The organism is Pseudomonas sp. RL_5y_Pfl2_69, assembly GCF_963970465.1.
In the GTDB taxonomy this organism is placed as follows: Bacteria; Pseudomonadota; Gammaproteobacteria; order Pseudomonadales; family Pseudomonadaceae; genus Aquipseudomonas.
In genome coordinates this window covers 123,638-136,149 of the sequence record NZ_CAXAOU010000012.1, presented here as the reverse complement: position 1 = coordinate 136,149, position 12,512 = coordinate 123,638, and the positions used below count along the sequence as shown (strand labels likewise).

The window sequence follows — 12,512 nt, the reverse complement described above, 5'->3', positions numbered from 1 at the left end:
GCAATGACCGTCAGGCTAGTGCTGTTTGACTTTCCTTAAAAATGAATAATAGTGAGTGACTTATTCAGTTTTGGAGAATGCTGTGGAATTCAGCCAGCTACGGATTTTTCAGGCTGTGGCCCAGGAAGGATCGATCACCCGTGCGGCTGAGCGCCTGCATCGTGTGCCTTCAAATCTGTCGACTCGGCTCAAGCAGCTTGAGGAGCAGATGGGCGTCGAGCTGTTCGTGCGTGAGCGCCAGCGCCTGCAGTTGTCTCCTGCGGGGCAAGTGTTGCTGGACTACACCGCACGGCTATTTGCCCTTCACGATGAAGCCCTGAGCGCCGTTCAGGGGGGCGTGCCTTCGGGCAAGTTCACGCTGGGGACGATGTACAGCACGGCGGCGATCCACTTGCCGGGTCTGCTGGCGCACTATCACCGCACGTATCCGGCAGTGAGTTTGCACGTTCAGTCGGGCCCCAGCGGCGAGTTACTCGAAGGGCTGCTGACGGGGCGTCTGGATGCCGCGCTGGTGGATGGCCCGCTGGAGCTGGCCGGGCTGGACGGTGTGGAGTTCTGTGAAGAGAGCCTGGTGCTTATCAGCGATCTGGACCATCCACCGATTGGCCGTGCCCGGGACGTACAAGGCAGGGAAGTCTTTACCTTTCGTCAGGGCTGTTCATATCGCGCCCGGCTTGAAGCCTGGTACGCCAGCGACCGTGCCTCCTTGGGGCGGGTGATGGAGATCGAGTCCTATCAAGGGATGCTGGCGTGTGTGGCGGCGGGTTCAGGGGTGGCGCTGATGCCAGCGTCGATGCTGGCCAGCTTGCCGGGGCGAGAAAATGTCAGGATACATGCCTTGAAACAACCTTTTGCCAGCGCCACAACATGGTTGATGTGGCGAAAAGGCATGATGGGCGCCAACTTGAATGCGTGGATTGAGCTGCAGCAGACGGCGCCGTTGCCAAATGGGGCTGTGTCGCCGCAACTCAAGGTGCTGCCTTGAGTCAGATATGTAGGAAATTAGCCTAAAGTTCATTGACCTTAGGCAAGCATTGAGTAGGACTTAGGACTATTATCTGTGTGAAGCGACCACAGAATTCCCGTCGCCAGAGTGACCCCAAGGGGGATATATGAAAGACAAACTGCAAACCTGGCTTCATGACGTTGGTGTTGCGCTTGGCCTGATCGAGCCGCCACTGCAGCCTGTGCCGATTCCTGTCGATGACACGCGTCGCCGTCCACAACGTCGCCGCTAAGGCCTGATTGCACGTTAGACCAGCGCGCTGGTCGTGTTTCTTTCGGTCCTTGATCGGCGAAAGGGTTGTGTGCTGCAAAAAACAAAAAGGGCAGTGTGAGCTGCCCCCTCCCTCCAGGGTTTTTCAGCCCATGGTGAAGCGCACGCTGTAATTGAGTGGCGCTTCGTCTGTTTTCTCCGTTACCCGCGCTTCACATTTCACATCGTCCATGCCTGTAGAGGTTGCGCTGGCTGATCGCGTAGCGCTCAGTGCCGGCTTGAATACGCCGAATGACTGGGTAACTCTCAGCGCCGTGGTAAAGGTGCATTCCCGATCGCCATTGGCATATGAAATGACTTCGCGCAGTGTTGCAGGGGTTTTTCGCGGGTACCCGAAGTTGGTCTGATAGTTCGCTTCAAAGGAATGCTCGCCATACGGGTCTACATCAAAGAAGCCGGGGGCGGCCAGTGAAAGCTCCCAGCTCGAACGGTTGAGCTTGAGCGCTCCCGAAGTGTTATTGACGACTTCGAATGTCAATGTGGTGACGTCGGCTTGAGCGTTGACGCCGGTTAGCGCCAGGGTGCAAGCCATGACAGCGGTGGCCAGAGAGTTGTTTGAGTGGGTCATGTGTTAAGTCCATTTAGTGAGTTGCACGTTGCTTGAGGGTGTGCGGCGACATCCCATGTGGCCGCTTTTCAAGCGTAGTTGGACTCATTGATGGGCTGGCAGAGATAAGGCGATGTATGGGCGGGGTATTGGTATTCGGGGGTGTATGAAAGAGGAAAACGGGTACGACCTGTCACGTCGTACCCGTCGAACAAAGGGTTTATCAGGCGGCGCTCACCACCGAAGCAGGGCGTCGATCCATCAGGCTGACCACGACAAAGCTGATCAGCGCCACGCCCAGGCTGTAATAAATGGGCGTGTTGGCTTCCAGGCCATCCTTGAGCATGAACCCCAGTGCCGTGACAAACCCCAGGCTCATGCTGGTGATGGCGCCCGCAGTGGTGGCCCGCTTCCAGAAAATCGCCCCGATCAATGGCACCAGCATGCCGCCGACCAGCAGGTTGTAAGCCAAGGTGAGGGCGCTGATGACATCAGAAACCACTAGGGCGATGCCCAGTACGGCAAAGCCTGTCAGCAAGGTAAACAAGCGGTTGATATTGAGGCTCGATTGCTTGCCGCCACGCAGCCTTGGCAGCAGATCCTCGGTCAGTACGGTGGAGGCTGCCAGCAAGCCAGCGCTGGCGGTCGACATCATGGCCGCCAGGGCCGCAGCGATCACCAGGCCGCGAATACCATCTGGCAGCGAGACTTTCACGATGGCGGCGAAAGCGTTGTTGACGTTGTCCAGGTCCGGTAGCAGCACGTGGGCGGCCATGCCGATCAGCGCGCAGGTCAGGCCGTAGAGGATGCAATACAGGCCTGCGAATGTGCCCGCGTACTTCGCCACCCGGGCCGTTTTGGCGGTAAACACACGCTGCCAGATGTCCTGGCCGATCAGGATGCCGAAGAAGTAGATCATGAAGTAAGTGATGATCGTGTCCCAGCCGATGCTGGTGAAGCTGAAGTTCGATGCGGGCAGCTTGCTGACCAGCTCGTCCCAGCCGCCGACGCGGTACAGGCAGATCGGCAGCAGTACGAACATCAGGCCGATGGTCTTGATCGCAAATTGCACGATATCTGTCAGGGTCAGCGACCACATGCCGCCAATGGTCGAGTAAATCACCACCACGCCGCCGCCCAGCAGAACGGAAATCCAGAAAGGAAGATCGAACAGGACTTCCAGTACGGTGCCAATGGCCAGAATCGAGGTCACGCCAATCATCAGCGCGTAGGCCAGCATGATCACCGCGCTGGCCTGGCGGGCCATCGGGTTGTAGCGCTTCTCCAGTACCTGGGTCACGGTGAATATTTTCAGCTTGAGCAACGGCTTGGCCAGGAACAGGTTCAGCGCGATGATCCCGCAACCCAGTGCGGCACACAGCCAGAAGCCTGAAATCCCGTGCACATACCCCAGGCGCACGGTGCCGACGGTAGAAGCCCCGCCCAGTACCGTCGCGGCCATGGTGCCCATGTAGAGGGTCGGGCCCAGGTTGCGGCCTGCGACCAGATAGTCTTCGTGGGTCTTGGCCTTGCGCATGCCGTAGTAACCCAGCACCAGCATTGCCGCAGCGTAGATAAGGACGACCAGTAGATCTAAAGCCATGATGGCGAATCTCCGATTATTTTTTTTATGGATGCAGCAGGCACGGTGGCTTGGTGCCGTAAAGCGCAAGGCTTGATGGCATCGCAAGGATGTCCTTATCGATGTACAACGCCGGGCAGCACGCAGAGCATTTCGTACAGCAGGTTGGCGCCCAGTAACGAGGTGTTGCCGGTGGTGTCGTAGGGTGGCGAGACTTCTACCAGGTCGCAGCCGACCAGGTCGAGGCCTTGGCAGCCGCGGATGATTTCAATCGCCTGAATGGTGGTCAGGCCGCCGATTTCCGGAGTGCCGGTGCCGGGAGCCCAGGCCGGGTCGATGCCGTCGATATCAAAGCTGAGGTAGACCGGGCCGTTGCCGACTTTTTCGCGCACCTGTGCCATCAGGGGCTCCAGGGACTTGTGCCAGCACTCTTCGGCCTGCACCACGCGAAAGCCCTGGTTGCGGCTCCAGTTGAAGTCTTCGGCGGTATAGCCCTGGGCGCGCAGGCCGATCTGAACCACGCGGTCACAGTCCAGCAGGCCTTCTTCAACGGCGCGGCGGAAGGTCGTGCCGTGGGCGATTTTCTCGCCGAACATATGGTCGTTCACATCGGCGTGGGCATCGATATGCACCAGCCCGACCTTGCCGTGTTTTTTGTGCATCGCCCGCAAAATCGGCAGGGTAATGGTGTGGTCGCCACCCAGGGTCAGGGGGATGACATCGTGCTCAAGGATTTCGTCGTAGGACGCTTCGATGATGCGCACCGCATCCAGCAGATTGAAGGTGTTGATCGCCACATCGCCAATATCGGCCACGGACAGCGAGTCGAACGGCGCGGCGCCGGTGGCCATGTTGTAAGGGCGGATCATCACCGATTCGGCGCGGATTTCCCGAGGACCGAAACGGGTGCCGGGGCGCAGCGAGGTGCCGATATCCAGGGGCACGCCGACAAAGGCCGCGTCCAGGCCCTTGGCCGATGGCAGGTGGGGCAGGCGCAGCATGGTGGCGATGCCGGCGAAGCGCGGCATTTCATTGCCGCCCAGTGGTTGATGAAGAATTTTGTCCACGGGTAAGGCCTCGTCGTTTGTTGTGGTTATGGCGTTCGATTCTGCGAAAGGCGCGAGGCGGGAAGAATCGCTGTGGACAAATACTTAGTTCAGGTTTTTCTAAACTAATGGCGGTAGACTCTGGCTCTCAACGTCGCCTGTATGGTGAGCAAGTCCGCTCCCGCCGTGGCAAGTGAGTGATTGATGGCCAGCGCTTTACCCGATCTGAAACTATTACGAATATTTGCCAGCGTGGTCAGGCACCAGGGTTTTGCCAATGCGCAACAGGCGCTAAACCTCTCGACCTCGGCCATCAGCACCTATATGAGCCAACTCGAAGCCAGTCTGGGCCTTGTGCTGTGCCATCGCGGGCGCGGCGGGTTCAGCCTTACCAGCAAGGGCGAGCTGTTTCACCAGGAAACTCTGCGCCTGTTGGGTGAGCTGGAAGGTTTTGAACAGTACGCCGCAGCACTCAAGGGTGAGTTGCGCGGCACTCTGAACCTGGGGGTTATCGATTCCACGGTCAGCGACAAGGCCTTGCCCTTTGCCGAGGCCATTGGCGCCTATAGCCAGGAGCACCCGGCGGTGCATCTGCATTTGTCGGTGATGAGCCCCTACGAATTGCAGCTTGGCGTGCAAGATAACCGCCTTGATCTGGCCATCGGTGCGTTTTCGACGCGCATGAGCGGGCTGGTTTACCAGCCCCTTTATCGTGAGCAGCACTGGTTGTACTGCAGCACACGGCACCCCCTGTTCAGCGAGCGGCGCATTCCCGAGCCGGTGATTACTCAGCAGAGGATGGTGGGGCGCGGCTATTGGAGTCAGGCCGAACTGGCGCGTCACGGCTTCAAGCACAGCGCGGCGACGGTCGACAGCATGGAAGCACAGCTGATCCTGGTGCTTTCGGGTGCTTACATTGGTTATTTGCCCGAGCATTACGCAGAGCCCTGGGTAGAGAAGGGCGACTTGCGGGTGCTGCTCCCCGCGACCTTTGGCTATCAGGCGCCGTTTTCGATGATCGTGCGCCGTGGTCGCAGCCGAGAACCGCTGATTCAAACCTTCCGCGACCTGCTCAAAGCACAGCTTAATCAACCTTGAACGAGAGCTTTATTCCCATGTCACGCGCCCAATGCCCTCGCTGCTTGCGCCCGCAATCGCACTGTTTGTGCGACTTGATTCCACGCCTCGACAGTCGCACCCGTGTGTTGCTGTTACAGCATCCGAGCGAGGTCAATCATGCGTTGAACACTGCACGGCTGGCAGCGCTGGGTTTGATCAATGCCGAGTTGCTGGTGGGCGAAGTGTTTGAGGATCTGGACAGGTTGCTCAATCCGCCGGGGTATCAGGCGCGGTTGTTGTTCCCGGGGGATGATGCACAGTTGCTCCAGGCGAGCACTGCGCCAGGCGAAAGCCTGCCATTACTGCTGGTAGTGCCGGACGGAACGTGGCGCAAGGCCCGCAAGTTGTTGCACCTCAACCCTTTGCTGGCACAGTTGCCACGGGTCACGCTGCCCGAAGGTGCGGTGTCGCGCTACCGACTGCGCAAAGCGCCGGGGCCGGGCGCATTGTCGACTCTGGAAGCCATCGTGCAGGCGCTGGAAATCCTGGAGCCGCCCACGTCGTTTGCGTCGTTGCTGCGCCCGTTCGAGGCGTTGATCGAAGGGCAGATCAAAGCAATGGGCGCTGAAACCTATCTGAAAAATCACGGGGACAAGCCGTAACGTGTGGGAGCGGGCTTGCTTGCGATGCGGGCGGGGGGTATGTCAGGGAAACCGGGTTGATGCGATCGCGAGCAAGCCCGCTGCTACAAAGGTTTCAGGGTTTTTCGAGGGTTTTTTGACGCAGGATGTAAATGCTCACCAGCACCGCGCTGGTCAGCATGAACCCACGTGCCCAGGGTAAAGGCACCAGATAACACGACACGCCGATACTCAACCACATCAGGCCAATGGCGTAGACCTTGCCTTTGAGCGGGATGCCGTTGCCATCAAGGTAGTCGCGGATCCACGGCCCGAGTCGAGGGTGTTCGACCAGCCAGTGATAAAAGCGCGGCGAGCTGCGGGCAAAGCACGCGGCAGCCAGTAGCAGAAAGGGCGTTGTGGGCAGGACAGGGAGGAAGATGCCGATCACTCCCAACGCCACGCTCAGCCAGCCGATGGCAAACAGAACGTGGCGCAGCAACCGCGAACGGTTGCCGAAATCGGGAGGTGTCACTGAATCAGTGGTGACGTGGCTTGAGGATCGCAGGCTTTTCGTCCGGCGCCTGGCACAGCAGGTACAGGGCAGTCAGCGCTTCCGGGATCTGGACGATCATGTCGTCCATCAGGTTGGCATCCTTGGCGATGTCTTCGAACTCAGGCTGATCATCGAACAGGCCCGAACCCACCATGATTGGCAGCAGCATTTCGCTGACTTCTTCTTCAGCGGTTTCGAACCAGGCGGCTTCGCGCATGAATACGCCTTCCATGAAGCCTACACACCAGCCGCGCAGGTCGGAATCATCCGGCTCGTCGCCCAGGTCCAGGTCGCATGGCAGTTCGAACTCTTCATCGGACGCCAGTTGGCGGGCGATGTGAGCCTTGAGCTGGATCAGCGTGCCTTCGATTTCGGCGCGCTGGGCGTCGTCTTTGTAATGTGGGGCTTCGGAGAAGATTGCGTCGATCCACTCACGCTCAGGCACTTCTTCGGAGCAAATGGACAGGGCAGTCAGATAGCCGTGGGTGGCCACGTAGTCCAGCGCCTCGTCATGCAGCTCGTCGGCGTCGAGGAAGGCTTGCAGGCGGGTTAGTTGCTCAGCGAAGGACATTAAGTGCTACCTAGTAAATAAACGATAGTGAATTCTAGGCTTTCTTGAGCTTCCAAGCCAGTCGCAGGGCACATTTGCCATCAGTTCCCGGTTATCGGTGTTGCAATTACACAACCCGCAGCGGGGGAGTGCTCGGGTATACTGCCGCGTTTTGTGATGCCCTGCGTCAAATGTAGCGCGCCGGTGGCCAGTGCCCGAACCTTTTCAAGGTTTGCGGCCGTGCCGGATCGCGCTGGCGCAGGGGTGTTTCGGCGATTTCTGGAGTTTCTATGCTCGAACAGGCTCAACGCGTACTCAAAGACATCTTCGGCTACGACAGTTTCCGTGGTCGTCAGGGTGACATCATTGAGCGCGTGGCCAGTGGCGGTGACGCCTTGGTGCTGATGCCTACCGGCGGCGGCAAATCCCTGTGCTTCCAGGTACCGGCATTGTTGCGTGATGGCCTGGCCGTGGTGGTTTCGCCGTTGATCGCCCTGATGGACGATCAGGTGGCAACCCTTGAAGAACTCGGGGTGGCGGCTGCGGCCCTGAACTCGACCCTCAGCGCCGAACAGCAGCGTGATCTGGCCAACCGCATCAAGCGCGGTGAGGTCAAAATGCTCTACCTGGCGCCCGAGCGTCTGGTACAGCCGCGCATGATGGCGTTTTTGCAGAGCCTGGACATTGCCCTGTTTGCCATCGACGAAGCCCACTGCGTATCGCAGTGGGGCCACGATTTCCGTCCGGAATACCTGCAACTGGGCCAGTTGGCCGAAGTGTTCCCCAATGTGCCGCGTATCGCCCTGACCGCCACGGCAGACAAACGCACCCGCGAAGAAATCGTTACCCGCCTGCATTTGCAGAACGCCGAACGCTTTCTGTCGAGCTTTGACCGGCCCAACATTTTTTATCGCATCGTGCCTAAAGAGCAGCCGCGCAAGCAGTTGCTGGCGTTCCTCTCGGAGCGACGCAGCGACGCGGGCATCGTGTATTGCCTGTCGCGCAAAAAGGTCGATGAAGTGGCGAAGTTTCTGTGCGAGCAGGGCTTCCCGGCCTTGCCGTATCACGCCGGTTTGCCGAGTGATACCCGGGCCGCCAACCAGAAGCGCTTCCTCAACGAGGAGGGGCTGATCATGGTGGCGACCATCGCGTTTGGCATGGGGATCGATAAATCCAACGTACGTTTTGTCGCGCACCTCGATTTGCCCAAGTCCCTTGAAGCTTATTACCAGGAAACCGGTCGGGCAGGGCGTGATGGCCTGCCGGCTGACGCCTGGATGGCCTACGGTCTGCAAGACGTGGTGATGCTCAAGCAAATGCTGCAAAACTCCGAGGGCGATGAGCGACACAAGCGTCTGGAGCACCACAAGCTCGATGCCATGCTGTCGTTGTGCGAAGAAACCCGCTGCCGTCGTCAGACCCTGCTCGCGTATTTTGATGAAGACATGCCGCAGCCTTGCGGGCATTGCGATAACTGCATGGATGGCGTTCAAACCTGGGATGCCACCGAGCCTGCACGTCAGGCGCTTTCGACGATTTATCGTACGGGCCAGCGTTATGGCACCGGGCATTTGATTGACGTGTTGCTGGGTCGAGAAAACGAAAAAACCCGCAGCATGGGTCATCAACACCTGTCCGTATTCGGTGTTGGCAAAGACCGCAGCGAAGGCGAATGGCGCACGCTGTTCCGCCAGCTGGTAGCCCGTGGCCTGGCCGACATTGATATCGAAGGCTATGGCGGCTTGCGGTTGAGCGACACCTGTCGCCCGTTGCTGCGTGGCGAAGTGACCCTGGAACTGCGTCGCGAGCTCAAGCCGCAAACTTCGGTCAAGAGCAGTTCTGCCAGCCCTGCCAGTCAATTGGTGCGCGGCGAAGAGCGCGAGCAGTGGGAAGCCCTGCGTGCGTTGCGGCGCAAGTTGGCGGAAGAACACGGCGTGCCGCCTTACGTCATCTTCCCCGACTCAACCCTGCTCGAAATGTTGCGCAGCCAGCCGACTTCCTTGTCCGAGATGGCAACGGTCAGCGGTGTGGGCGCGCGCAAGCTGGAGCGTTACGGCGAGGCGTTCCTCGAAGTGCTGGGCGGGCAGGCCGAAACGCCAAAAGTGGTGGCCGATATCCGTCACGAGCTGATCAGCCTGGCCCGGGCCGGCATGACTCCGTTGCAGATCAGCGGGCAATTGCAGTGTTCTGAAAAGAATGTTTACACAATGCTGGCCGAGGCCATTGGTCGTCAGGAGCTTTCGCTGGAACAGGCGCTGGACTTGCCTGAAGACCTGATGGAAGAAGTGCAGGATGCCTTCCTGGATGGTGAAGGTGAATTGCCGAGCGTGGCCAGCATCGCCGAGCAGTTCAAGGGCCGTGTACCGGAAGGTGTGCTGTATTGCGTACGTGCGGCGCTGCAATCTGAGTTTGAAATGTGACCATGTTGCTGATTTTGTAACGAATGATTGACTTGCACCTCTTGCCTATGAGCAAGCGGCATGCTTAGCTGACTAATAATTAGCTTCACTCTATTTTCAGTCTAATCATCGAGTTTTTTATGCCGTTAACCGATCAGCACCGTTTTGGTATGCAACTGGCCCAAATGTCTCGTGGCTGGCGTGCCGAGCTGGATCGTCGTCTTGCCGGTCTGGGGTTGTCCCAGGCGCGTTGGCTGGTGCTCTTGCATCTGGCCCGCTTTGACGAAGCGCCGACTCAGCGCGAACTGGCCCAAAGCGTTGGCGTTGAAGGTCCGACCCTTGCTCGTTTGCTCGACAGCCTTGAAGCCCAGGGCCTGGTTCAGCGTCACTCGGTGGTTGAAGACCGTCGCGCCAAGAAAATCGTCCTGAGTGATTCTGCCCGTCCGTTGATCGAGCAGATCGAAGCCATCGCCACGGCGTTGCGCCAGGAGCTGTTTGTGGGCATCGATGAAGAAGAGCAGCGCATTTGCCTGCGCGTCCACAAGCGCATTCTGGATAACCTCGAGAAGAACTGATGTAGACCCGTGGGAGCGGGCTTGCTCGCGATGCAATCGCGGGCAAGCCCGGTTCCCGCAAGTTCTGTGCTGTTTACAGCTCACTGTGAGCGGGCTTTCAGAACGTCTGCCCCAAGTTCAGATACAACGCCTTTTGGTCATCATCGTTAAAGCCATAGCTGAAGTTCAGCGGGCCCAGCGGTGTGTCGAAGCCGATAAAAATACTCGCCGCATTGATATAGCCGCTGTCGAACTCGTTGTCGTTGTTCCAGGCGCGCCCACGCTCCAGCGAGGCACCGGCATACAGCGGGAAATCAAACGGCAAATATGAGCGCGGTGTGAGGCGACGATAGTACACGGCCCGCATCAGGCTGATGTTCTGCCCCGAGATCCCGTCCTCCCTGAACCCGGACAATTGCCGTGCTCCGCCCAGCAGGAAGCTGGAGGTCACCACATTGGCCTTGTCCAGCGTGCGCCCGTAGCGCCCGCCCAGAATCCAGGTGTCGGGCCCTGAACTCAGGGCCTTGTCCAGATTGAACTCCCACTGACGATAACGCTCATCCGAGCCAAGCCCCGGTTCGAATTGGCGCACGCTCAGGCTGATGTCTTCACCCGAGTGGGGGAAGTACACGTTATCCAGAGAGTCGAAGGAGTATTTCAGGTCGTAGAAGCCTTCGTTGAAGCTGGTACTCGGCAAGTCACGGTCCCCAATTCGCACGTCGGCCTTGCCCCATGCCTCGCCCACTCCCAGACGGATCTCGCCGCTGTTGCCGATTTGACGACCAAAATTGAGGCCAAAGCCGTAACGCTCAAGTCGGTATTCGGCAATGGGGTCGTTGTCGAGGATGGCTTCCACGTTTTGTGACTGGGCGTTGATGTAGGGCGCAACGAAGTAGCGCGATCCCGCATCCAGCGGCTGGTAAAACTCGCTGTACAGCTCTTGCTTGTCGCCAATCTGCACCCGCGTCAGCCACTCTGCGCCCAGGGTATTGATGCCGTTGATGCGGTAACTGGCGCCGATATTGAACGCGCTGTCGCCGCGCATATCGTCAGACAGGTTCAGTCCCAGGCGCAGATAGTCGGTGCCGCTGCGTTTGCCGCGGGCGCTGATCACCAGGGTGCGATCCTTGCCCTTGTGCACCACGCGGTATTGCACCTGATCGAAGTAGTCCAGCCCGTACAACGTGCCCATGTCCCGTTGCAGGCGGCCCAGGTCCAGCGGTTCGCCAATGGGCTGGCGAATGTAATAGCGGATCACCGAGTCGCCGATTTTAGAGTCGTTTTCGATCTTGATCGCGGTAATGACCGGGGTGCGCTCTTCGGCTGAACGGGCCTCGGCCAACTGCGTGCTGGAGTCATGGCGCAAGCTGGCCAGGCGTTTTTCGAGAATCTGCGTGGCGCGGTAGCCGGCGTTGATAATGTCTTGCGAGCGACCAAAATCAGTGGCGCCATAACTGGCCAGTGCGGGCTGAATCAGGATGTCATCGGGCTTGAGTGACGCAAGCTGTATCTCGGAGTTGCTGCGGGTCATCAGGGTGATGGACTGATTGAGGATGTCGAACACGGTATTAAGTTGTTTGCGCCCGCGAAGCGGGGTGCCGATATCCACCACGATGACCATGTCCACGCCCATCTCGCGGGCCACATCCACGGGAATATTGTCGACCATGCCACCGTCAACCAGCAGTTGACCGTTGATCTCAACCGGGGCGAACACCGCCGGGATCGACATGCTGGCGCGGATCACCTGGGGTAGATGGCCTTTGCGAAACACCACCTTTTCACCGTTGACGATATCGGTGGCGACGGCGCGGAACGGGATCGGCAGCTTGTCGAAATCACGGATGTCGCTGCTGTGGGCCAACAGGCTTTCGAGCAGCAACGCCAGATTCTGGCCCTGAATCACGCCCAATGGCAGGCCCAGACTGCCATCATCGCGGAAACTGAGTTTTTGTTTGACCAGAAAATCGCGGTCATCCTGCTTGCGCCGAAACGGTACGTCTTCGCGGGCCGGGGCATCTGACAGGGCTTCTTGCCAGTCGATACCCAGCGCGAGCTTTTCCAGCTCATCGATCTTGTAGCCCGAGGCATACAGGCCGCCGATCACAGCTCCCATGCTGGTCCCCGCAATGGCATCGATCTGGATGCCTTGCTCTTCAAGGGCCTTGAGTACGCCGACGTGGGCCAGACCGCGGGCCGCCCCTCCGGACAGCACCAGGCCGATTTTGGGCTTGCCCGCTTCGGCGGCAAACAGCACCAGGGGACATAAACACAGGAGTAAACAGCTCAGCAGGCGGCGCATCATGAATCTCTGGGCAAGCGA

At 59.0% G+C, this 12,512-nt stretch carries 12 protein-coding genes; 6 read left to right on the top strand and 6 right to left on the bottom strand.

The features are described 5' to 3' along the window. Window positions 1-82: 82 nt before the first annotated feature. The gene (gene ptrR, locus AACY07_RS19395) at window positions 83-985 is read left to right on the top strand and encodes a putrescine utilization regulator PtrR (protein WP_339476866.1); all 903 of its coding nucleotides are present in this window, start codon (window positions 83-85) and stop codon (window positions 983-985) included. A gap of 127 nt (window positions 986-1,112) precedes the next feature. After that, a complete protein-coding gene (locus AACY07_RS19390; protein WP_019828748.1) occupies window positions 1,113-1,238 on the top strand; it encodes a PA1414 family protein in 126 nt (41 codons plus the stop codon). Between the two features lie 123 nt (window positions 1,239-1,361). Here AACY07_RS19390 and AACY07_RS19385 read toward each other — a convergent pair whose 3' ends face one another. From AACY07_RS19385 to speB, 3 genes are all read right to left on the bottom strand, one after another. Further along, on the bottom strand, window positions 1,362-1,844 hold the full coding sequence (locus tag AACY07_RS19385) for a hypothetical protein (protein WP_339476864.1): 483 nt from the start codon (window positions 1,842-1,844) through the stop codon (window positions 1,362-1,364). A gap of 202 nt (window positions 1,845-2,046) precedes the next feature. Next, window positions 2,047-3,426: a sodium:solute symporter gene (locus AACY07_RS19380; RefSeq protein ID WP_219262948.1), complete on the bottom strand. Its 1,380-nt coding sequence runs from the start codon at window positions 3,424-3,426 to the stop codon at window positions 2,047-2,049. A 95-nt stretch (window positions 3,427-3,521) separates the two neighbouring features. Then, the gene (gene speB, locus AACY07_RS19375; protein WP_219262950.1) at window positions 3,522-4,472 is read right to left on the bottom strand and encodes an agmatinase; all 951 of its coding nucleotides are present in this window, start codon (window positions 4,470-4,472) and stop codon (window positions 3,522-3,524) included. A gap of 183 nt (window positions 4,473-4,655) precedes the next feature. On the opposite strand from speB, the gene AACY07_RS19370 reads away from it, so the two are divergent. Together AACY07_RS19370 and AACY07_RS19365 are read left to right on the top strand one after the other, a co-directional pair. Then, window positions 4,656-5,549 carry a LysR family transcriptional regulator gene (locus tag AACY07_RS19370; protein WP_219262951.1) on the top strand — a complete coding sequence of 298 codons (894 nt, stop codon included), beginning with the start codon at window positions 4,656-4,658 and terminating at the stop codon, window positions 5,547-5,549. Window positions 5,550-5,566: 17 nt separating this feature from the next. After that, complete coding sequence (locus AACY07_RS19365) at window positions 5,567-6,172, top strand: tRNA-uridine aminocarboxypropyltransferase (RefSeq protein WP_339476859.1); 606 nt, start codon at window positions 5,567-5,569, stop codon at window positions 6,170-6,172. Between the two features lie 94 nt (window positions 6,173-6,266). Here the strand turns inward: AACY07_RS19365 and AACY07_RS19360 are convergent, their stop codons facing one another. Both AACY07_RS19360 and AACY07_RS19355 read right to left on the bottom strand, forming a co-directional pair. After that, window positions 6,267-6,665 carry a YbaN family protein gene (locus AACY07_RS19360; RefSeq protein WP_219262953.1) on the bottom strand — a complete coding sequence of 133 codons (399 nt, stop codon included), beginning with the start codon at window positions 6,663-6,665 and terminating at the stop codon, window positions 6,267-6,269. Window positions 6,666-6,669: 4 nt separating this feature from the next. After that, window positions 6,670-7,257, bottom strand: coding sequence for a UPF0149 family protein (locus tag AACY07_RS19355; protein WP_095002653.1), 588 nt, complete (start codon window positions 7,255-7,257; stop codon window positions 6,670-6,672). Window positions 7,258-7,526: 269 nt separating this feature from the next. Here AACY07_RS19355 and recQ point away from each other — a divergent pair, with 269 nt between their 5' ends. Together recQ and AACY07_RS19345 are read left to right on the top strand one after the other, a co-directional pair. Continuing rightward, window positions 7,527-9,656 (top strand): DNA helicase RecQ, encoded by a 2,130-nt coding sequence (recQ, locus tag AACY07_RS19350; protein ID WP_326397617.1) that lies wholly within the window; start codon window positions 7,527-7,529, stop codon window positions 9,654-9,656. A 119-nt stretch (window positions 9,657-9,775) separates the two neighbouring features. Next, window positions 9,776-10,210 (top strand): MarR family transcriptional regulator, encoded by a 435-nt coding sequence (locus tag AACY07_RS19345; protein ID WP_133079003.1) that lies wholly within the window; start codon window positions 9,776-9,778, stop codon window positions 10,208-10,210. Window positions 10,211-10,307: 97 nt separating this feature from the next. Here the strand turns inward: AACY07_RS19345 and AACY07_RS19340 are convergent, their stop codons facing one another. Beyond that, window positions 10,308-12,491, bottom strand: a complete 2,184-nt coding sequence (locus AACY07_RS19340) for a patatin-like phospholipase family protein (RefSeq protein WP_339476966.1) — start codon at window positions 12,489-12,491, stop codon at window positions 10,308-10,310. Window positions 12,492-12,512: the final 21 nt, after the last annotated feature.

Bases quoted from the DNA above. Each gene is read 5' to 3' on its own strand.
- AACY07_RS19345 (WP_133079003.1), top strand. From the start codon at position 9,776: ATGCCGTTAACCGATCAGCACCGTTTTGGTATGCAACTGGCCCAAATG.
- AACY07_RS19380 (WP_219262948.1), bottom strand. From the start codon at position 3,426: ATGGCTTTAGATCTACTGGTCGTCCTTATCTACGCTGCGGCAATGCTG.
- AACY07_RS19390 (WP_019828748.1), top strand. From the start codon at position 1,113: ATGAAAGACAAACTGCAAACCTGGCTTCATGACGTTGGTGTTGCGCTT.
- AACY07_RS19370 (WP_219262951.1), top strand. From the start codon at position 4,656: ATGGCCAGCGCTTTACCCGATCTGAAACTATTACGAATATTTGCCAGC.
- AACY07_RS19355 (WP_095002653.1), bottom strand. From the start codon at position 7,257: ATGTCCTTCGCTGAGCAACTAACCCGCCTGCAAGCCTTCCTCGACGCC.
- AACY07_RS19340 (WP_339476966.1), bottom strand. From the start codon at position 12,491: ATGCGCCGCCTGCTGAGCTGTTTACTCCTGTGTTTATGTCCCCTGGTG.
- recQ (WP_326397617.1), top strand. From the start codon at position 7,527: ATGCTCGAACAGGCTCAACGCGTACTCAAAGACATCTTCGGCTACGAC.
- AACY07_RS19365 (WP_339476859.1), top strand. From the start codon at position 5,567: ATGTCACGCGCCCAATGCCCTCGCTGCTTGCGCCCGCAATCGCACTGT.
- AACY07_RS19385 (WP_339476864.1), bottom strand. From the start codon at position 1,844: ATGACCCACTCAAACAACTCTCTGGCCACCGCTGTCATGGCTTGCACC.